We start from the raw sequence: 21,207 nt of genomic DNA, 5'->3' as shown, positions 1-21,207 counted from the left end.
TGGGAGACGGGCAAGAAGAGAGGTGCCGCGCAGCGCCCCCTGAGGGTGGCGGTGGGAGACGGGCGGGCAGAATGGACGCGGTCTAGGAGAGGGAGTTCCCGTGGCGATCCGCGTCCTACTGGTCGATGATCAACCGCTGCTGCGCACCGGATTCCGGATGATTCTGGAGGCGGAGCAGGACCTGGCGGTCGTCGGTGAGGCCGGGGACGGTCTGCAGGCCCTCGATCAGGTGCGGGCGCTGCAGCCCGATGTGGTCCTGATGGACATCAGGATGCCGCGGATGGACGGTGTGGAGGCGACCCGTCAGATCACCGGTCCGGGGCGGGACGGCCCGGCCAAGGTGTTGGTGCTGACCACCTTCGACCTGGATGAGTACGTGGTGGAGGCGCTGCGCGCCGGGGCCAGCGGCTTTCTGCTGAAGGACGCGCCCGCCACCGAGCTGGTGCAGGCCATCCGGGTGGTGGCGGCGGGCGAGGCGATGCTGGCGCCCAGCATCACCCGCAGGCTGCTGGACAAGTACGCCGGGCATCTGCCGTCGGGCGACGAGCCGGTGCCGGACACCCTGCACACGCTGACCGAGCGCGAGGTCGAGGTGCTGAAGCTGGTGGCCCGGGGGCTGTCCAACGCGGAGATCGCCGCCGATCTGTTCGTCAGCGAGACCACGGTCAAGACGCATGTGGGCCATGTGCTGACCAAGCTGGGGCTGCGCGACCGGGTGCAGGCCGCCGTCTACGCGTACGAGAGCGGGCTGGTCCGCCCCGGCGCGCAGTAGGCGTCACCGGGGCGGCTCGGGCGGGGCGACCGGGCCATCAGCCGGTCGTCCGTCAGTCCCGTCAGCCCCGTCGGCCCGTCAGCCGCCGCTCGTCTTGCCGATCTCCCACAAGCGGAAGACCGTCGAGGAGTCCAGGGTCCACTGCAGCCCGGTGATGTCGTCCTGGGCCACCGCGTACTGCTTGCCCTGCCACAGCGGGAGCATCGGCACCTGGTCGGCGATGATGTCCTGGATCCGCTGGAAGTCCCCCACCGCGGCCTCACGGCTGGGCTGCTCGGCGGTGGCGGGGATGAGCTGCGCGGTCAGCCGCGGCGAGGTGTAGTGGTTGGACAGGACGTTCCCGGCGCCGAAGAACGGCGCGACGAAGTTGTCCGGGTCCGGGTAGTCGGGCACCCAGCCCTTGGAGAAGGCCAGGCCGTCCCTCAGGGTGCAGGAGTAGACCCTGCTGGTGCCGTCCTTGAAGGAGCACCTCTCCGCCGCCTCCGGCCGCGGTGTGGTGCTGCCCTTGGGGAAGCTCAGCAGCGACTGGAAGACGTCGTTGAAGAGCAGCCAGGAGCCCGGGTCGTGGCCGGACGCCGGGTCGGTGGCCAGCACCTCGTCCGACATCCCCATGACCACGTGCTCGCCGGAGCCCGCCGCGCCCCGTCCTCACTGCCGCAGCCGGTGAGCAGGGCGGCGGCCAGTCCCGCGCCGAGGGGAGCTGCCAGCCACTGTTCACGTTTCCTCAACGGTTGTTCCTCACACACTCGATGTCTGGCCGTCCAACCCCCGTAAGTGGTCCCCCGTGAGTGGTCCCCCGTGAGTGGTCCCCCGTGAGTGGTCCTCAGTCGCCCTTGCCGAGCTCCCACAGCTGGAGCATGGTCGAGGAGTCGAAGGCGTACTCGGCGCCGATCACGTTCCCGCGGGCGGCCACGTACGTATTGCCCTGCCACAGCGGAAGGTAGGGCACATCGCTGGCGATGGCGTTCTGGATCGACTGGTAGTCCTTGTCGGCGAGGCTGCGCTGGGCCTCCTGCCGGGTCTTGGGGATCAGCTCGTCCTGGATGGTGTCGTTGTGGTAGGGCGAGTTGAGGAAGTTGTCCTTGGTGAGGAAGGGCGCGATGTAGCTGTCGGGGTCCGGGAAGTCGGGCAGCCAGCCCATCCCGGAGACGGAGAACTGGCGCTTGATGAGCGCGGGGCGGAAGTCCCGCCACGGGTAGCCCTTGGTCGTGACGGAGAACAGTCCGCTGGCGTTGAGCTGCTTGCTCAGCTCCTTGAACTCCCCGGCCGTCTCCGGGCCGTAGTGGTCGGTGGTGTAGGCCAGCTTCAGCTTCACCGGGGTGCTGATACCGGCGTCCCGCAGCGCGCGCTTGGCCTCTTCGAGGTCCGGGTCGCCGTACTCGTTGTGGAACGAGTTGATGTGCGAGGAGATGCTGGTGGGGATCATCGAGTAAAGGGGCTCGGCGGTCCGCCTGTACACATCGCGCACCAGCGCCTGGCGGTCCACGAGATGGGCGATGGCCTGCCGGACCGCCTTGTTCTTCACCACCGGGTCGGAGGTGTTGAACACCAGATAGCGGATGCCCTGGCCGGAGGACTCGAAGAGGCGGACGCCCTTGACGTCGCCCTTCTTGAGCTTGTCGATCTGCTCCGGCGAGAAGCCGCGGTGGACCACGTCGATATCGCCCTTGACGAGCGCCTGCTCCATGGCAGGGGCGGAGTCGTAGAACCGCATCTCCACCTTGTCGCTCTTCGGCTCCGCAGCGCCCTTGTAGTGCGAGTTCTTGGTGAAGACGACCTTGACCAGGCGGTTGTCGCGCACCTCGGTCTTGGCGCTGTACGGGCCCGACCCGGTGGTCTCGAAGCCGTTGCGCAGCGCGTCCGGCTTGTACTCCTCGCTGTCCAGGATCGCGGCGGCCGGGGTGGTGAGCTTGGACGGGAACGTCGCGTCCGGCTGCGAGAGGTGGATGACGATCTCGCGGTCACTGGGGGTCTCGATCTTGTCCACGTTGGACAGCAGCGACTTGGTGCCGTTGGGGTCGTCGATGCGCAGCACTCGCTCGAGGGAGAACTTGACGTCCTTCGAGGTGAGGTCGTGGCCGTTGGAGAACTTCAGCCCGTTGCGCAGGGTGCAGCGGTACTGCTCGCTCTGTCTGTCCTGGAAGCCGCATTTCTCTGCCGCGTCGGGTATCGGCTCGGTTCCCGAGCGGGGCAGCCGCATCAGCGTCTGGAAGGTGTTGTGCAGCACGCTCCAGGACGCGAAGTCGTAGGCCAGGGCGGGGTCCAGCGGCGCGGGCGCCACCTTGGACGCCTCTATGCGGTCCGTGCTGCCCAGGACGAGCGTATTGCCGTCCGAGCCCGAGCCGTCGGCACCCCCGCACGCGGCGAGCGTGGAGATCAGGAGGCCGGCCACGGTCGGCAGCACCAGCGACTTGCGCGTCATTGTCGGGAGTCTCCCTGCCATCGATCAACACTCGCGACGAGATTAGTCCGCGGTGCCAGTAATGCTCAGACACAACGAAGTTGAGGCGATATCACGCACCGATAACGAGCGATCATTGACCGATATCCGGATGTGACCACGATTCGTACCCCATGCCACCAATCCGGACACAAGGGCATGCCCAAATCACACCAGACGGGACGCGCGACAGCCGGGCATCGCATCCGTCTACGGGATAATACAGTGATAAACATCACGCTCTGTTGTCGCCAACAGAACGTGAAAAGTACGCCCGAGCTATTCATTCTGCAATTTACAGAAATGCGCTCGGTGCGTGATCAGTGCACCGTCGTGACCAGAGTGCGCAGGAAATCGAGATCGACTTCTTCGAGCGAACCGATGACCGTACGCCCCGCCGCGGGCTCGATCGACACCACGGACGGCACCGCGATCACCCGGCACCCGGCCGCCTCCGCGGCCCGTACGCCCGTGTCGGTGTCCTCGATGACCACGCACCGCCCCGGCTCGGCGGCCAGCCCGGCCGCGGCGAGCAGATAGGGGTCCGGATGCGGCTTGGTCCGCTCGACATCGTCACCCGCGACCGTCAGGGCGAAGTGCTCAGGGCCGAGCGAGCGCAGCACGCGGTCCATCACCCGCCGGTGGGAGGCGGAGACCAGGGCGGTGGGGATGGAGTGCGCGGCCAGCTCGGTGAGCAGCCGGCGGGCGCCGGGCAGCAGCGGCACGGTGCCGTCGATCAGCTCGGTGAAGCGGCTGTTGAGCAGGCCGGTGAGCTCGGCGAGGGCGATCTCGGCGCCGGTGGCCTCGATCAGGAACTGGGCGCTGCGCGACATCGGACCGCCCACCACGACCTGGCGGTACTCCTCGGCGAGCGCGTGCCCGAGTTCGGCGAAGATGGAGACCTCCGCGTCCCACCAGATGCCCTCGGTGTCGACCAGGGTGCCGTCCATGTCGAGCAGAACGCCTTGCAGAGCCGAGCCTTCGGCCGTACGAGTGTCGACGGCGGGGATGCTGCTGGTCATCCAAACACCTCCGGATAAGGGGCACGAAGGCCGGCCCCCTTCCGCTGGTGGGAAGGCGACCGGCCTCTACCGGATCGACCAGTCTACGTCGCGCCGCGCCGATGCGCCTCGTGGCGACCGTAAGGCGCTCACGAACGGCCGCCCGACGGCTACCGCGCGTTGAAGTACTTCGCCTCCGGGTGGTGGATCACGATGGCGTCCGTGGACTGCTCGGGGTGGAGCTGGAACTCCTCCGAGAGCTTCACCCCGATCCGCTCCGGCCCCAGCAGATCGGCGATCTTCGCGCGGTCCTCCAGGTCGGGGCAGGCGCCGTAGCCCAGCGAGAAGCGCGCGCCGCGGTACTTCAGCGCGAACATGTCCTCCATCTCGCCCGGGTCCTCACCGGAGAAGCCCAGCTCGGCGCGGACCCGGGCGTGCCAGTACTCGGCCAGCGCCTCCGCGAGCTGGACGGACAGGCCGTGCAGCTCCAGATAGTCCCGGTAGGAGTCGGCGGCGAACAGCTCGGCGGTGGCCTCGCCGATCTTCGAGCCGACGGTCACCACCTGGAGCCCGACGACATCGGTCTCACCCGACTCCTCGGGCCGGAAGAAGTCGGCCAGACACAGCCTGCGGCCGCGGCGCTGGCGCGGGAAGGTGAAGCGGGTGCGCTCGCTGCCGTCCTCGTTCAGCAGGACCAGGTCGTCGCCCTTGGAGACACAGGGGAAGTAGCCGTAGACGACGGCCGCCTCGAGCAGGTTCTCGGTGTGCAGCTTGTCGAGCCAGCCGCGCAGCCGCGGACGGCCCTCGGACTCCACCAGCTCCTGGTAGCTCGGCCCCTCGCCGGTGCGGGCCTGTTTGAGCCCCCACTGGCCCTTGAACAGCGCGCCCTCGTCCAGCCAGGAGGCGTAGTCGGCCTGCTGGACGCCCTTGACCACGCGGGTGCCCCAGAACGGCGGGGTGGGCACCGGGTTGTCGGTGGCCACGTCGGAGCGGGACGGGCCCTCCGGCTCCGGCTCGGTCACGGACACGTCCCGCTTGGGCACCCGGCGCTGCTTGAGCTCGGGCAGGGTGGCGCCGGGCACGCCGCGCTTGACGGCGATCAGGGCGTCCATGAGCCGCAGCCCCTCGAAGGCGTCGCGGGCGTAGCGCACCTCGCCCTCGTAGATCTCGTGCAGATCCTGCTCGACATAGGCCCGGGTGAGCGCGGCGCCGCCGAGGATCACGGGGAACCTGGCGGCCAGCTTGCGCTGGTTCAGCTCCTCCAGGTTCTCCTTCATGATCACGGTGGACTTCACCAGCAGCCCGGACATGCCGATCACATCGGCGGCGTGCTCCTCGGCGGCCTCAAGGATCGCGGAGACCGGCTGCTTGATGCCCAGGTTGACGACGTTGTAGCCGTTGTTGGACAGGATGATGTCCACGAGGTTCTTACCGATGTCATGGACGTCGCCGCGGACGGTGGCGAGCACGATGGTGCCCTTGCCCTCGTCGTCCGACTTCTCCATGTGCGGCTCCAGATGGGCGACCGCGGTCTTCATGACCTCGGCGGACTGGAGGACGAACGGCAGCTGCATCTGGCCGGAGCCGAACAGTTCGCCGACCACCTTCATGCCCTCGAGCAGCGTCTCGTTGACGATGTCGAGGGCGGGGCGCTCCTGCAGGGCCTCATCGAGGTCGGCCTCCAGGCCGTTGCGCTCGCCGTCGATGATGCGGCGCTTGAGGCGCTCCTCCAGGGGCAGCGCGGCCAGCTCCTCGGCCTTGCCCGCCTTGAGGGACTTGGCGGTGGCGCCCTCGAAGAGCCCCATCAGCTTCTGCAGCGGGTCATAGCCCTCGGCGCGGCGGTCGTAGATCAGGTCCAGGGCGGTCTGGACCTGCTCCTCCTCGAACCGCGCGATCGGCAGGATCTTGGAGGCGTGCACGATCGCCGAGTCCAGGCCCGCCTTGACGCATTCGTCGAGGAAGACGGAGTTGAGCACGATGCGGGCGGCCGGGTTGAGGCCGAAGGAGATGTTGGACAGGCCGAGGGTGGTCTGGACGTCCGGGTGGCGCCGCTTGAGCTCGCGGATCGCCTCGATGGTGGCGATGCCGTCCTTGCGGGACTCCTCCTGGCCGGTGCAGATGGTGAAGGTCAGGGTGTCGATGAGGATGTCCGACTCATGGATGCCCCAGTTGCCCGACAGGTCGGCGATCAGCCGCTCGGCGATCTCCACCTTCTTCTCCGGCGTGCGGGCCTGGCCCTCCTCGTCGATGGTCAGCGCGATGAGGGCGGCGCCGTGCTCGCGGGCGAGCTGGGTGACCTTGGCGAACCGGGACTCCGGGCCGTCCCCGTCCTCGTAGTTGACGGAGTTGATGACCGCGCGCCCGCCGAGCTTCTCCAGCCCGGCCCGGATGACGTCGACCTCGGTGGAGTCCAGGACGATGGGGAGGGTGGAGGCGGTGGCGAACCGCCCGGCCAGCTCCTCCATGTCCGCGACGCCGTCCCGGCCCACGTAGTCCACGCACAGGTCGAGCAGATGGGCGCCCTCGCGGATCTGCTCGCGGGCCATCTCCACGCAGTCGTCCCAGCGGCCCTCCAGCATGGCCTCGCGGAACTTCTTGGAGCCGTTGGCGTTGGTGCGCTCGCCGATGGCCAGGTACGAGGTGTCCTGGCGGAACGGCACGCTCTGGTAGAGCGAGGCGGCGCCGGGCTCGGGGCGCGGGGTGCGCTCGGTGGGGGTCAGCTCGCGGACCCGCTCGACGACCTGGCGCAGATGCTCGGGCGTGGTGCCGCAGCAGCCGCCGACCAGGGAGAGCCCGTACTCGCGGACGAAGGTCTCCTGGGCGTCGGCCAGCTCGCCGGGGGTGAGGGGGTAGTGGGCGCCGTCCTTGCCCAGCACCGGCAGGCCGGCGTTGGGCATGCAGGAGAGCGGGATCCGGGAGTGGCGGGCGAGGTGGCGCAGGTGCTCGCTCATCTCGGCGGGGCCGGTGGCGCAGTTGAGGCCGATCATGTCGATGCCGAGCGGTTCGAGGGCGGTGAGCGCCGCGCCGATCTCGGAGCCGAGCAGCATGGTGCCGGTGGTCTCGACGGTGACCGAGCAGATCACCGGGAGGCTGGCACCGGTGGCGTCGAGGGCGCGGCGGGCGCCGATGATCGAGGCCTTGGTCTGCAGCAGGTCCTGGGTGGTCTCCACCAGGAGGGCGTCCGCGCCACCGGCGATCATGCCTTCGGCGTTGGCCTGGTAGGCGTCGCGGAGGGTGGTGTACGGGGCGTGGCCGAGGGTGGGCAGCTTGGTGCCGGGGCCCATGGAGCCCAGCACCCAGCGCTGGCGTCCGTCGGCGGCGAACTCGTCGGCGACCTCACGGGCGATCCGGGCGCCGGCCTCGGAGAGCTCGTGGACGCGGTGGGGGATGTCGTATTCGCCGAGCGCCGCGTGGTTGGCACCGAAGGTGTTGGTCTCGACGCAGTCCACGCCGACGGCGTAGTACGCCTCGTGGACCGAGCGGACGATGTCCGGGCGGGTGATGTTGAGGATCTCGTTGCAGCCCTCGAGCTGTTGGAAGTCGTCGAGACTGGGCTCCTGCGCCTGGAGCATCGTCCCCATCGCGCCGTCGGCGACCACCACGCGGGTGGCCAGCGCTTCGCGGAGCGCGTCGGCTCGGGCGGCGGATGTGGGCGATGGCGTATGAGAGGCCATGGATGTGCTCCCTGGGGTGCGACGGCTGTCGGCTTTGCGCCCTCCCCCGGGGACGGCGCACCACGCCAGGGTAGCTGCCAGTGGTCATTTCACGATGGTCGGTCCATCAGCCGGGATGGGCACGGCCGATCGGGTCGCGGCGAATCCATCGACCGCCGACACATAGCTGCCAGGTACCAGCAGTCGACATGGACCGATAGTGTTCAGCATTGTCGAACCGCAGTCAGGAGGTTGGCGATGGCCCGGAACATCCAGTCGCTGGAGCGCGCCGCCGCGATGCTACGCCTGCTCGCCGGTGGTGAGCGACGTCTGGGACTGTCCGACATCGCCTCCACCCTGGGACTGGCCAAGGGCACGGCGCACGGCATATTGCGCACCCTCCAGCAGGAGGGCTTCGTCGAGCAGGACGAGGCCTCGGGGCGCTATCAGCTCGGCGCGGAGCTGCTGCGCCTGGGCAACAGCTATCTGGACGTCCACGAGCTGCGCGCCCGGGCCCTGGTGTGGACCGACGACCTGGCCCGCTCCAGCGGCGAGAGCGTCTACCTGGGCGTGCTGCACCAGCAGGGCGTGCTGATCGTCCACCATGTCTTCCGGCCGGACGACAGCCGCCAGGTGCTGGAGGTCGGCGCGATGCACCCGCTGCACTCCACGGCCCTGGGCAAGGTGCTCTCCGCCTACGACCCGGTCGCGCACAGCGAGGTGACCGACGGCGACCGTAAGGCGTTCACGCCCCGCACGGTCACCGGGGAGCGCGAGTTCGAGGGGGTGCTGGACCTGACCCGGGCGCGCGGCTGGGGCTGCGACGTGGAGGAGACCTGGGAGGGCGTGGCATCGGTCGCGGCGCCCATCCACGACCGGCGGCGGCTCCCCGTGGGCGCGGTGGGGATCACGGGCGCGGTCGAGCGGGTGTGCGAGAGCGGGGAGCTGCGCTCGGAGCTCGTGGCCGCCGTGAGGGATTGCGCGCGGGCCGTCTCCAGGGACCTGGGCGCCCTGCGTTTCTGAATCGCGCCAACGCATGGGGATCTGCTCCCATATCCCCGCATGACCTGCTGCATCACGGTTTCACATACCAGCGATTTTTCCTTCACACGACCCTTGACGGGGTCTTCGGCGTGAAGAAAACTGCCGTTCATCGGTCGGCATTGTCGAACACCTGACGACAATTTTCGCTATGGTGGACTCGCCGCGGGCCGACCAACGCCCTCCCACGAGGGCGCGGACCACCGGAGAGACCCGGGGGTTCGCCTTCCCCTGGACGAAGGACAAAGGAGTCGCGGGTGTCCAGCTCCGACATCTTCATCGGCGAGACCATCGGTACCGCCGTTCTCATTCTGCTCGGCTGCGGTGTCGTCGCCGGCGTTGTCTTGAAGCAATCCAAGGCGTTCGCGGCCGGATGGGTCGCCATCACCCTCGGGTGGGGCTTCGCCGTGCTCACCGGCGCGTATATCTCGGCACCGCTCTCGGGTGCCCATCTGAACCCGGCGGTGACGCTCGGCCTGGCCATCGAGGGCGGCACCGAGTGGAACGATGTGCCCGTCTACATCCTCGGCCAGATGCTCGGCGCCGTGATCGGCGCGTCGCTGGTGTGGGTCGCCTACCTCGGCCACTTCCACGCCCATCTCACCGATCGTGAGATCGTCGGCGGCCCGGGCGCCCAGGACACGGTGGCGGCGGACAAGCAGCAGGCCACCGGCGCAGGTCCGGTGCTCGGCATCTTCTCCACCGGCCCCGAGATCCGGAACACCGCGCAGAACCTGGCCACCGAGATCGTCGCCACGACCGTGCTGGTGCTCGCCATCCTCACCCAGGGGCTCAACGGCGACGGCAAGGGCCTGGGCGTCATCGGCATCATGATCACCGCCTTTGTGGTGGTCGGCATCGGTCTCTCGCTCGGCGGCCCGACCGGTTACGCCATCAACCCGGCGCGTGACCTCGGTCCCCGGATCGCCCACGCCCTCCTGCCGCTGCCCAACAAGGGCGGCTCGGACTGGGGCTATGCCTGGATCCCCGTCGCCGGCCCGCTCATCGGCGGTGCCATCGCGGGCGGGATCTACGAGATCGCCTTCGCCTAGTCCACCCCACCACCCGCAGGAGAGCAGCAGATCATGACCGACACCCACACCACCAGCGCCTCGTCCCACGGCCAGGGACCGTTCATCGCGGCCATCGACCAGGGCACCACCTCCAGCCGCTGCATCGTCTTCGACCGCGACGGCCGGATCGTCTCGGTCGACCAGAAGGAGCACGAGCAGATCTTCCCCAAGCCCGGCTGGGTGGAGCACAACGCCACCGAGATCTGGGAGAACGTCAAGGAGGTCGTCGCCGGCGCCATCGCCAAGGCCGGGATCACCGCCAAGGACGTCAAGGCGATCGGCATCACCAACCAGCGCGAGACCACCCTGCTGTGGGACCGCAAGACCGGTGAGCCGGTGCACAACGCCATCGTCTGGCAGGACACCCGCACCGACGCCCTCTGTCGCGAGCTCGGCCGCAACGTCGGCCAGGACCGCTTCCGCCGCGAGACCGGCCTCCCGCTGGCCTCCTACTTCGCCGGTCCCAAGATCCGCTGGCTGCTCGACAACGTCGAGGGGCTGCGCGAGCGGGCCGAAGCGGGCGACATCCTCTTCGGCACCATGGACTCCTGGGTCATCTGGAACCTGACCGGCGGGGTCAACGGCGGCGTGCACGTCACCGACGTCACCAACGCCTCCCGCACCCTCCTGATGAACCTCCACACCCTGGACTGGGACGAGAAGATCCTGTCCTCGATCGACATCCCGGCCGCCGTGCTGCCGCGGATACGCTCCTCCGCCGAGGTCTACGGGCACACGGCCGAGGGCGTCCTGGCGGGCGTGCCGGTCGCCTCCGCGCTCGGCGACCAGCAGGCGGCCCTGTTCGGCCAGACCTGCTACTCCGAGGGCGAGGCCAAGTCCACCTACGGCACCGGCACCTTCCTGCTGATGAACACCGGCGAGAAGCCGGTCAACTCCTACAACGGGCTGCTGACCACCGTCGGCTACCGGATCGGCGACCAGAAGCCGGTCTACGCCCTGGAGGGCTCCATCGCGGTCACCGGTTCGCTGGTGCAGTGGATGCGGGACCAGATGGGCCTGATCAACAGCGCCGCCGAGATCGAGACCCTCGCCAGCTCGGTCGAGGACAACGGCGGCGCGTACTTCGTGCCCGCCTTCTCCGGCCTGTTCGCCCCGTACTGGCGGTCCGACGCGCGCGGTGTGATAGCGGGCCTGACCCGCTACGTCACCAAGGCGCACATCGCCCGCGCCGTGCTCGAGGCCACCGCCTGGCAGACCCGCGAGATCGTCGACGCGATGACCAAGGACTCCGGGGTCGAGCTCACCGCGCTCAAGGTCGACGGCGGCATGACCTCCAACAACCTCCTGATGCAGACCCTCTCGGACGCCCTGGACGCACCCGTGGTGCGCCCGATGGTCGCCGAGACCACCTGCCTCGGCGCCGCCTACGCCGCCGGTCTCGCCGTCGGCTTCTGGCCGGACACCGACGCCCTGCGCTCGAACTGGCGCCGGGCTGCCGAATGGACCCCCCGAATGGACACGGACGTCCGCGACCGCGAGTACAAGAACTGGCTCAAGGCCGTGCAGCGGACCATGAGCTGGATCGAAGACGAGGAGTAATCAATGACCACCCTGCAGAGCGTTCCGTCCTCCCTCGGAACGCACCCGGCTGCCGGTTCGAACCCGAGCCGAGCCGAAACCCGGGAACAGCTCTCCAAGGCGACGTATGACCTCCTGGTGATCGGCGGCGGCATCCTGGGCATCACCACTGCCTGGCACGCCGCGCAGTCCGGACTGCGGGTGGCGATGGTGGACGCCGGTGACTTCGCCGGCGCCACCTCCTCGGCCTCCTCCAAACTGCTCCACGGCGGCCTGCGCTACCTCCAGACGGGGGCGGTCAAGCTGGTCGCCGAGAACCACTTCGAGCGGCGCGCGGTCTCCCGTACCGTCGCCCCGCACCTGGCCAACCCCCTCACCTTCTACCTGCCGGTCTACAAGGGCGGTCCGCACGGCGCGGCCAAGCTGGGCGCGGGCGTCTTCGCCTACTCGGCACTCTCCGCCTTCCGTGACGGCGTGGGCCATGTGATCGGCGCCGAGCGGGCCGCGCGCGACGTCCCTGAGCTGCGCACCGACGGCCTCAAGGCGGTCGCGGTCTACGGCGACGGGCAGATGAACGACAGCCGCATGGCCCTGATGACGGTCCGGGCGGCCGTCGAGGCGGGTGCCACCGTCCTCAACCACGCCGAGGTCCTCGGCCTGCGCAAGAACGACGGCCGGGTCGCCGGTGCCGAGCTCAGGGACCGCACCGACGGCACCGAGTTCGGGGTCAGCGCCCGTCTGGTGCTCAACGCCACCGGCCCCTGGGTGGACCACTTGCGCCGGATGGAGGACCCGGGCGCGGCGCCGTCGATCCGGCTGTCCAAGGGCGCGCACCTGGTCCTCAAGCGCACCTCCCCCTGGCACGCGGCGCTGGCCACCCCGATCGACAAGTACCGCATCACCTTCGCCCTCCCCTGGGAGGACATGCTGCTGCTGGGCACCACGGACGAGGAGTTCGAGGGCGACCCGGCCGATGTCGCGGTCAACGAGGCGGACATCTCCCAGATCCTGGACGAGGCCGCCTTCTCCATCCGCGACCAGCAGCTCTCCCGCGATCTGATCACCTACTCCTTCGCGGGCCTGCGGGTGCTGCCCGGCGGCCCGGGCGACACCGCCAAGGCCAAGCGGGAGACCGTGGTCACCGAGGGCAAGGGCGGGATGCTCTCCATAGCCGGCGGCAAGTGGACCACCTTCCGCCACATCGGCCGCACCGTGATGCAGAAGCTGGCCGAGCTGCCGGGCCGGCCGCTCGCCGACGACATGGAGCCGGTCAGGCAGCTGCCCCGGCACATGCCGCTGCCGGGCCTGGCCAATCCGCACGCCGTCGAGCACCGGTTGCTGGTGGACGGCGGCACCCCCGGCCCGCGCATGGCCGCCGACACCGCCCGCCATCTGGCGACCCACTACGGCTCGCTGTCCTTCGACATCGCCCGGCTGGCCGGCGGCGACCCGGCGCTCGCGGAGCGGATCCACCCGGACGCCCCGGAGATCTGGGCGCAGGTCGTCTACGCCCGGGACTACGAGTGGGCCCGGACGGCGGATGACGTCCTGCGCCGCCGCACCACCCTGACCATCCGCGGCCTGGACTCCGAGGACATCCGGGGCCGGGTCGAGGATCTGCTGGCCAAGCGACCCTGACCCCCGCGGGGCCGCCTCCCAGGTCCGGGCGGCCGGGTGAGAAGAAACGTCTTCTCACCCGGCCGCCCGGACTGCTAGTTTGAAGCGGCAATCATGTCGAGGAGCTCGATGAGGGGGTGAGCGCGCGATGTCCTTCCAGGAGCACGCCATCTCGCTCACCGCCCGCCGCCATATCGATCTGCACCGCGTCTCCAGCGCGATCTGTCAGGGCCGCTGACGGCTTTCCCGCCGCCCGGCCCTTTCTCTTTGCTCACATCTCTTTCGTACCTTTCTGCCTGGAGACCTCCCGATGCTCGGCTCACGCCGCGGTTATGCCGTTTTCGTTGCCATCACCGCCCTGTCCCTCGCCGCCACCGCCTGCTCCTCCTCCGGTGCGTCCGGCGCGGGCAGTTCCACCCCGCACTCCGGCGGCCAGCTGACCTTCGCCCTGGCCTCCGACCCGATATGCGTCGACCCGCAGCAGCAGGGCAACAACGACGCGATCTACCCCGCCCGGCAGTTGGTGGACTCCCTCACCGACCAGGACCCCAAGACGGGGAAGATCGTGCCGTGGCTCGCCAGGAGCTGGGAGGTGAACAAGGACGCCACCACCTTCACCTTCCACCTCCGCCGCGGCGCCACCTTCAGCGACGGCACCACGGTCGACGCCCGCGCCGTCAAGGACAACTTCGACGGCATCGTGCGGCTCGGGGCCAAGTCGGTGCTGGGCGCCAGCTATCTGGCCGGGTACGAGGGCACCACCGTGGTCGACAAGGACACCGCCCGGGTGCGGTTCAAGGAGCCCAACGCGCAGTTCCTCCAGGCCACCTCCACCTTCACGCTCGGCCTGCTGGCCCGGTCGACGACCCGGCTCCCGGCGGCGAAGCGCTGCACCGACCACATCGTCGGCTCCGGCCCCTTCACCCTCACCGACTACACCCCGAACAAGTCGGTCGAGGAGCGCCGCCGGCCGGGCTACGCCTGGGGCTCGTCGCTGTGGCGCAAGAAGGGCCCGGCCTATCTGGAACGGATCTCCTTCAAGGTGGTCCCCGAGTCCGGGGTGCGCACCGGCTCCCTCCAGTCCGGGCAGGCCGACGCCATCGGGGGCGTCGCGCCGCAGGACGAGGACGGGCTGAAGGGCACCGGCTTCACCCTGCTCAGCCGGGCCAACCCCGGTGTGCCGTTCGCCCTGACGGTCAACGCGGACCGCCCGCTCACCCGGGACGCGAAGGTCCGCGAGGCCATCCAGCTCGGGGTGAACCGCCGGGAGGTGGTCGACACCGTCCTCAGCCGCCGCTACGAGCCGGCCACCAGCTCGCTCGCGTCCACCACCACCGCGTACAAGAACCTCGGCGACCAATTGCGCCACTCCCCTGACCGGGCCCGGAAGCTGCTGGACGAGGCGGGCTGGAAGCCCGGGCCCGGCGGCATCCGGGTCAAGGACGGCCGGAAGCTCTCCCTCAAGGTCGTCTGGGCCACCAACTTCGGCCCCAACCAGACCGCGCTGGAGCTGATCCAGCAGCAGCTGAGGAAGATCGGGGTGCAGATCACCCTGAAGTCCAGTTCCATCGGCGACTATGTCGAGGTCCGGCAGAAGGGCGACTACGACTACGCCTGGGGCAACACCACCCGGGTCGACCCCGACATCCTGCGCACCTCATTCTCCGGCCACGGCCTCAACCTCTCCCGGCTGCACGACAAGGCGCTCGACTCCGTGCTCGACCAGCAGTCGGCCACGGCCGATCCGGCGCGGCGCGCCAAGCACGCCGCCCGCGCCCAGGCCCTGGTGGTGGAGAAGGGCTACCAGGTGCCGGTCTTCGAGCTCACCACCGTGATCGGCGTCGGGAAGAACGTCCACGACCTGGACTTCGAGGCGTCCTCCCGGCTCCAGTTCCACGACACCTGGCTCTCCTGAGCGCCGTCGTCCCTCCCGAAGAGCGCCGTCCCTCCCGAACGGCGCCGTCCAGAACCCTGACGAGCGAAGAGAAGCGAACCCATGCCGCGCTACCTTGTGCAGCGGCTGCTCCAGGCGGTCTTCGTGCTGTGGGCGGCCTTCACCACCTCCTTCGTCGTGCTCTATCTGCTGCCCGGCGACCCGGTGTCGATCATGGCTTCCGGGGGCGGTGACACCAACGATGTGAGCCCCGGGCAGATCGCCGAGCTGAAGCGGACCTACGGCTTCGACAAGCCGCTGATCGAGCAGTACGGCGACCGGCTGTGGCACGCCCTCCAGGGCGACTTCGGGATCTCCGTCCAGAACGGCGGCCCGGTCACCCGGCTGATCGCCGACCAGCTGCCCGCGACCCTCCAGCTCACCTCGGCCGCGCTGCTGCTGGCCACCGTGGCGGGCGCCGGCGTCGCCCTGGCGGCCACCTACACCCGGCGGCGCTGGCTGCGGCAGGCCCTGCTGTCGCTGCCCGCGCTGGGCGTCTCGGCGCCGACCTTCTGGGTGGGTCTGATCCTCGTCCAGGTCGTCTCGTTCCGCTGGGGACTGCTGCCCGCGATCGGCAACGAGGGGTTCCAGAGCCTGATCCTTCCGGCGATCACCCTGGCCGTGCCCGCCGCCGCCGTGATCGCGCAGGTCTTCGCCAAGAGCCTGCGCACCGCGCTGGCCGAGCCGTATGTGGAGACGGCGCTGGCGAAGGGGGCGAGCAGGCGGAGGGTGCACTTCGGACACGCGCTGCGCAACGCCGCCGCCCCGCCGCTGACCGTGGCCGGACTGCTGGTCGGCAATCTGCTGGCGGGCTCGGTGATCGTGGAGACGGTGTTCTCCAGGACCGGTGTCGGCCGGGTCACCGCCACCGCCGTGACCGCCCAGGACATCCCGGTGGTGCAGGGTCTGGTGGTCTTCGGCGCGCTGGCCTTCGTCCTCGCCAACCTGGCGGTGGACCTGGTCATTCCGCTGCTCGATCCGCGGATCACCGGCGCCGCGGCCCCGGCGGTGACCCGATGAGCCGCCGCCGCGCCGCCGCGCGGTACTGGGTGCGCAGACCGGGTCTGGTGGTGGCGGTGGCCGTGCTGGTCGCGATGCTCCTGGCGGCCTTCTTCCCCGGCCTGTTCACCGGGCGGGATCCGCTGTCGGGGGTGCCCGCCGAGCGTCTTCAGCCGCCCAGCCTCCACCATCTCTTCGGCACCGACCAGTTGGGCCGGGACCTGTTCTCGCGGGTGGTGCACGGCTCGGCGCTCTCGCTCAAGGCCACCTCGCTGGCGGTGGCGGTGGGCCTGGTCGCCGGTTCGGCGCTGGGGCTGACCGCGGGCTATGTGGGCGGGCTGCTGGACGACGCCCTGATGCGGATCGCCGACGTCCTGCTCGCCATCCCCAGCCTGCTGCTCTCCCTGGCCCTGGTGACCGCGCTCGGCTTCGGCACCGTCAAGGTGGCCGTCGCGGTGGGCGTGACCAGCGTGGCCGGGTTCGCCCGGATCATGCGGGCGGAGGTGCTGCGGGTGCGCGAGGCCGCCTATGTCGAGGCGGCCCGGTCCTCGGGTTCGCGCCCGCTGTCGGTGCTGCTGCGGCATGTGCTGCCGAACGCGTCCGGGCCCGTACTGGTCTACGCGGCCGTCGAGTTCGGCACCGTGGTGCTCGCCGTCTCCGCGCTCAGCTTCCTGGGCTACGGGGCCGAGCCCCCGGCACCGGAGTGGGGCTCCCTGGTCTCCGGCGGCCGTGACTACCTCGCCACGGCATGGTGGCTCACCACCCTGCCGGGCCTGACCATCGCCGCCACCGTGCTGGCCGCGGGACGGGTCTCCCGCGCGCTGGACGGCGAGGCCGAGGAGGCGTCCCGATGACCACCACCGCACCCCTGCTGTCCATCCGCGGGCTGAAGGTCTCGTACCGCACCGGCGGCGGCTCCCCGCCCGCCGTGCGCGGGGTGGACCTCGACATCGCCCCCGGTGAAGTGGTCGCCCTGGTCGGCGAGTCCGGCTCGGGGAAGTCCACCACCGCGCACGCGGTCATCGGTCTGCTGCCGCCCGGCGGCCGGGTGGACGGCGGCCGGATCCTCTTCGACGGCACCGACCTGGCCGCCGCGGGGGACCGTGAGCTGCGCGCCCGGCGCGGCCGTGACATCGGGCTGATCCCGCAGGACCCGATGGTCTCGCTCAACCCGGTGCAGCGGATCGGGCGGCAGGTCGCCGAGGTGCTGCTGATCCACGGCCTGGCGGACCGGGCGTCGGCCCCCGCCGAGGCCGTGACGATCCTGGGGCAGGCCGGGCTGCCGGATCCTGAGGTCCGGGCCCGGCAGTACCCGCACGAGCTGTCCGGGGGCATGCTGCAGCGCGTGCTCATCGCGATCGCGCTGGCGGCGCGCCCCCGGCTGGTGATCGCCGACGAGCCGACGAGCGCGCTGGACGTCACCGTCCAGCGGCGGATCCTGGACCACATCGAGACGCTCACCAGCCGGGCGGGCACGGCCGTGCTGCTGATCACCCACGATCTGGGGGTCGCGGCCGACCGGGCCCGGCGGATCGCGGTCATGTCGGAGGGCGGGATCGTGGAGACGGGACCGGCCCGCGATGTCCTCACCGCGCCCCGCCATCCGTACACCCGGCGGCTGCTGGCGAGCGCGCCGAGCGTGACGACGGCACCGCCGCGGACACGGGAGGCGGCCCCTGCGGAGACTCCCGAGGCCGCCGATCTGGTCACGGTGGAGGGCCTGGTCAAGGTGTTCGCACCGCGCGGCCGGGCGGCGGTCCGCGCCGTGGACGGAGTGGACTTCCGGATCCGGCGCGGTGAGAGCTTCGCCCTGGTCGGGGAGTCCGGTTCGGGGAAGTCCACCACGGCCCGCATGGTAGCCCGGCTGACCGACCCCACCGAGGGCCGGATCCGGTTCGACGGGCAGGACATCACCGGGCTCTCGGGCCGTGGGCTGCGCCGGCTGCGGCGCCGGGTCCAGCTCGTCTACCAGAATCCGTACTCCTCGCTCGACCCCCGCCGGTCGGTGGCCGACACCGTCACCGAGCCGCTGCGCGCCTTCCGGGTGGGCGACCGGGCGGCCCGGCTGCGGCGCGCGGCCGAGCTGCTGGACCGGGTGGCGCTGCCCGCGGCCACGCTGCGCCGCAGACCGGGTGAGCTCTCGGGCGGCCAGCGGCAGCGGGTGGCCATCGCCCGGGCCCTGGCCCTCAGCCCCGATCTGGTCATCTGCGACGAGCCGGTGTCGGCCCTGGACGTGTCGGTGCAGGCGCGCATCCTGGAGCTGCTGGCGGAGTTCCAGCGCGATCTGGGGCTGAGCTATCTCTTCATCTCCCATGACCTCGCCGTCGTACGGCAGATCGCCGACCGGGTGGGGGTGATGCGCGACGGGAAGCTGCTGGAGACGGGCACGACGGATGAGGTCTTCGCCTCGCCCTCCCATCCGTACACCGGGGAACTGCTCGCCGCGATCCCCGGCGGGCGCCATGCGGTCTCCGTCCGATCCGCCTGAAGCCCGATCCGCCCGACGCTGGAAGGACACCATGAAGTTCTCCGTACTCTCGCTGATCAGCCACGCCCCGCATCCCCTGACCGGTGAACTGCCCTCCGCCGCCGAGCGGTTCGAGGACGTCGTGGAGACGGGGGTGGCCGCCGAACGGCTCGGCTTCGACGCGTACGCCGTCGGCGAGCGGCACGCCGGGCCGTTCCTGTCCTCGAGCCCGACGGTGGTGCTGGGCGCGCTCGCGGCCCGCACGTCCCGGATCCGGCTGCTCACCGGTGTGACCGTGGTGGCGATCCTGGACCCGGTGCGGGTCGCCGAGGACTACGCCACGCTGGACCAGCTCTCCCGGGGCCGGATCGAGCTGGTGGTGGGCAAGGGCGCGGAGGCCGGGCACTTCGACCTCTTCGGCCTCGACGAGGACCGGCAGTGGGACCTCCAGGCCGAGAAGTACGAGCTCCTGCGGCGGCTGTGGAGCGAGGAGAAGGTCACCTGGAAGGGAGAGTTCCGGCCGCCGCTGAAGGACGTGACGACCGTGCCGCGCCCCTACGACGGGCTCCCCAGGATCTGGCACGGCTCGGCCACCAGCCGCAACTCACCCGAGCTGGCCGCCAGACACGGCGATCCGCTGTTCACGGCGAACGCCATCCAGCCGCGCGAGGCGTACGCGGAGCTGATCCGCCACTACCGCGAGCGGTTCGAGGCGTACGGGCACGATCCGGCGACCGCGCGTGTGGCGGCCGGGTCCGGCGGGCTGTTCATCGCCGACACCACCCAGCGGGCGATCGACCAGTACAAGGACTACTATGAGGCGCGGGTGCGGCAGAACTTCAAACCCCATCTGACGGACAAGCCGGGCTACAACACCCCGTTCCGCACCATCGAGGACGCGATCGAGAACGGTCCTCAGCTCATCGGGAGCCCGCAGCAGATCATCGACAAGATCCTCGCCTATCACGAGCTGTACGGGCACGACCTCCAGTCGATCACGGTTGACGGGATCGGGCTGAGCCGGTCCCGGCAGATCGAGACCCTGCAGAGGTTCGCCGAGGACATCGCCCCGGTGGTGCGCAGGGAGGCGCCGAGCACGCTCTGGAGCTGACCGCGGATCCGCCCAACTCGCCGCGTGTGTCGGTCAGTTGGCGGACGGTCCACGGCGGCCGCGAACTTACCGACGCGTTAAAAATCTGCTGTATCGCTCTTGCCTTCTTCGGCGGTGCGCGCATCAATGACATCGCCCGTGGATGACGGGCGGGGACCTCCCCCACATATCAGCCGCACTTTCCCCCACTCCGGAAGGCAATCCCATGAGACGGTTCAAGCTCGGGATCAGCACGGCAATGGGAGCAGCAGCGCTGGCCGCCGGCGCCCTGGCGCTGGCCCCGACCGCGTCCGCGGTCGACCCCACGACCGCCACCCTGTCCGCCGAATGCGGAAGCTACGGCTCGGGCGAGGCCACCCTGACGGCCACGCAGAGCGGGACCGACGCGACCATCACCCTGTCCTCGGGGGCGATCAAGGCCCCGATCGACGTTCCGGCGGGCTCGGTGAACTCGACGCTGACGCTGTCGAAGAACGGCTCCGACACCACCACCTTCACCGGGAACTCCAACCCGGCGATCCCGACCGGCTCCGATGTGACCACCGGCCCGCTCAACGGCACGGTGGCCTCGGGTGACGTCCTGGAGGCCAAGTCGCTCAAGCTGGTCATCTTCGGCCTGATCACGGTCGACTGCACCGCCACCTCGGCGCAGTCCCCAGGGCCGTTCACCTTCTGAGCCATCCGATGAACCGGCGCTGAGCCCGCTTTCGGGCTCTTCCGGCAGAAGGTCACAGCGGACCGGCGGCGTCCTCGGCAGACGCCGCCGGTTCGCGCACGTCATACGTCATAATGGAGCCCTGATACATCGGATGTTTGGCCTGGGGAGGTCCACCATGGCGGTCACCGACGAGGCGATCGAAAAAATCAAGGGCATGATCGTCTCCGGCGCGCTCCGCCCCGGTGACCGGCTCCCCAAGGAGAGTGAGCTGGCCGCCGATCTGGGACTGTCGCGCAATTCGCTGCGCGAGGCCGTCCGGGCGCTGTCGCTGATCCGGATCCTCGACGTACGCCAGGGCGATGGCACCTATGTGACCAGCCTCGACCCCCAGCTGCTGCTGGAGGCGCTGAGCTTCGTGGTGGACTTCCACCGCGATGACACGGTACTGGAGTTCCTGGCGGTGCGGCGGATCCTGGAGCCCGCGGCCACGGCGCTGGCCGCCACCCGGATCAGCCACGCCGATCTGGACCGGCTCCAGGAGCAGCTGGACGTGCTCGGGCAGGAGCCCTCGGTGGAGGAGCTGGTCGCCTGCGATCTGGAGTTCCACCGCGGCATCGTCCAGTCCTCGGGCAACTCGGTGCTCTGCTCGCTGCTGGACGGGCTCTCCGGGCCCACCACCCGGGCCCGGGTGTGGCGCGGTCTGACGCAGGAGGACGCGGTCAGCCGCACCCTCCACGAGCACCGGGCGATCCTGGCCGCGCTGCGGGACCGCGACGCGGAGGCGGCACGGTCCTGGGCGACGGTGCACATCGCGAGCGTGGAGCAGTGGCTGCGCTCCACGCTGTGAGCCCACCGGGGCCCGCCCCGGCCCCGCTGGGGCCTTCCTACGTTCCCAGGCTGGGG

16 protein-coding genes and 1 pseudogene are annotated in these 21,207 nt (G+C 70.1%); 13 read left to right on the top strand and 4 right to left on the bottom strand.

Annotated features, from left to right (window positions below; genetic code table 11):
- The first annotated feature begins 100 nt into the window (after positions 1-100).
- Positions 101-772, top strand: coding sequence for a response regulator (locus tag VT50_RS32555; RefSeq protein ID WP_046088100.1), 672 nt, complete (start codon positions 101-103; stop codon positions 770-772).
- Positions 773-1,168: 396 nt separating this feature from the next.
- Here VT50_RS32555 and VT50_RS41475 read toward each other — a convergent pair.
- From VT50_RS41475 to metH, 4 genes and pseudogenes are all read right to left on the bottom strand, one after another.
- Positions 1,169-1,500 (bottom strand): annotated as a pseudogene (locus tag VT50_RS41475) (ABC transporter substrate-binding protein); the annotation flags it as partial.
- Between the two features lie 95 nt (positions 1,501-1,595).
- Positions 1,596-3,194, bottom strand: a complete 1,599-nt coding sequence (locus VT50_RS32545) for an ABC transporter substrate-binding protein (RefSeq protein ID WP_046088098.1) — start codon at positions 3,192-3,194, stop codon at positions 1,596-1,598.
- Between the two features lie 338 nt (positions 3,195-3,532).
- Positions 3,533-4,234, bottom strand: coding sequence for an HAD family hydrolase (locus tag VT50_RS32540; RefSeq protein WP_046088097.1), 702 nt, complete (start codon positions 4,232-4,234; stop codon positions 3,533-3,535).
- 149 nt (positions 4,235-4,383) lie between these two features.
- On the bottom strand, positions 4,384-7,887 hold the full coding sequence (gene metH / locus VT50_RS32535) for a methionine synthase (protein ID WP_046088096.1): 3,504 nt from the start codon (positions 7,885-7,887) through the stop codon (positions 4,384-4,386).
- A 237-nt stretch (positions 7,888-8,124) separates the two neighbouring features.
- On the opposite strand from metH, the gene VT50_RS32530 reads away from it, so the two are divergent.
- The 12 genes from VT50_RS32530 to VT50_RS32480 all read left to right on the top strand — a co-directional run bounded on the left by VT50_RS32530 (position 8,125) and on the right by VT50_RS32480 (position 21,151).
- Complete coding sequence (locus VT50_RS32530) at positions 8,125-8,889, top strand: IclR family transcriptional regulator (protein WP_046088095.1); 765 nt, start codon at positions 8,125-8,127, stop codon at positions 8,887-8,889.
- Between the two features lie 275 nt (positions 8,890-9,164).
- Positions 9,165-9,959: an MIP/aquaporin family protein gene (locus VT50_RS32525; RefSeq protein WP_046088094.1), complete on the top strand. Its 795-nt coding sequence runs from the start codon at positions 9,165-9,167 to the stop codon at positions 9,957-9,959.
- Between the two features lie 33 nt (positions 9,960-9,992).
- A complete protein-coding gene (glpK, locus tag VT50_RS32520) occupies positions 9,993-11,540 on the top strand; it encodes a glycerol kinase GlpK (RefSeq protein WP_046088093.1) in 1,548 nt (515 codons plus the stop codon).
- A gap of 3 nt (positions 11,541-11,543) precedes the next feature.
- A complete protein-coding gene (locus VT50_RS32515) occupies positions 11,544-13,157 on the top strand; it encodes a glycerol-3-phosphate dehydrogenase/oxidase (RefSeq protein ID WP_046088092.1) in 1,614 nt (537 codons plus the stop codon).
- Between the two features lie 127 nt (positions 13,158-13,284).
- On the top strand, positions 13,285-13,374 hold the full coding sequence (locus VT50_RS41185) for a putative leader peptide (RefSeq protein WP_338058364.1): 90 nt from the start codon (positions 13,285-13,287) through the stop codon (positions 13,372-13,374).
- 72 nt (positions 13,375-13,446) lie between these two features.
- Positions 13,447-15,051 carry an ABC transporter substrate-binding protein gene (locus VT50_RS32510; RefSeq protein WP_046090825.1) on the top strand — a complete coding sequence of 535 codons (1,605 nt, stop codon included), beginning with the start codon at positions 13,447-13,449 and terminating at the stop codon, positions 15,049-15,051.
- 81 nt (positions 15,052-15,132) lie between these two features.
- Complete coding sequence (locus VT50_RS32505) at positions 15,133-16,089, top strand: ABC transporter permease (protein ID WP_046090824.1); 957 nt, start codon at positions 15,133-15,135, stop codon at positions 16,087-16,089.
- Positions 16,086-16,922 carry an ABC transporter permease gene (locus tag VT50_RS32500; RefSeq protein ID WP_046090823.1) on the top strand — a complete coding sequence of 279 codons (837 nt, stop codon included), beginning with the start codon at positions 16,086-16,088 and terminating at the stop codon, positions 16,920-16,922. Before VT50_RS32505 ends, VT50_RS32500 begins: the two co-directional genes overlap by 4 nt.
- Positions 16,919-18,556, top strand: coding sequence for a dipeptide ABC transporter ATP-binding protein (locus VT50_RS32495; RefSeq protein ID WP_046090822.1), 1,638 nt, complete (start codon positions 16,919-16,921; stop codon positions 18,554-18,556). The genes VT50_RS32500 and VT50_RS32495 overlap by 4 nt, the downstream gene beginning before the upstream one ends.
- Positions 18,557-18,587: 31 nt before the next feature.
- Positions 18,588-19,646: an LLM class flavin-dependent oxidoreductase gene (locus VT50_RS32490; protein ID WP_046090821.1), complete on the top strand. Its 1,059-nt coding sequence runs from the start codon at positions 18,588-18,590 to the stop codon at positions 19,644-19,646.
- Positions 19,647-19,851: 205 nt separating this feature from the next.
- Positions 19,852-20,322: a hypothetical protein gene (locus VT50_RS32485; protein WP_046090820.1), complete on the top strand. Its 471-nt coding sequence runs from the start codon at positions 19,852-19,854 to the stop codon at positions 20,320-20,322.
- Between the two features lie 157 nt (positions 20,323-20,479).
- Positions 20,480-21,151: a FadR/GntR family transcriptional regulator gene (locus VT50_RS32480; protein ID WP_046090819.1), complete on the top strand. Its 672-nt coding sequence runs from the start codon at positions 20,480-20,482 to the stop codon at positions 21,149-21,151.
- The last annotated feature ends 56 nt before the right edge of the window (positions 21,152-21,207 follow it).

The sequence above is a fragment of the Streptomyces antioxidans genome (assembly GCF_000968685.2).
GTDB lineage: Bacteria > Actinomycetota > Actinomycetes > Streptomycetales > Streptomycetaceae > Streptomyces > Streptomyces antioxidans.
The sequence above is the reverse complement of the archived record's forward strand: the minus strand, read 5'-3'. Positions and strand labels throughout refer to the sequence as shown.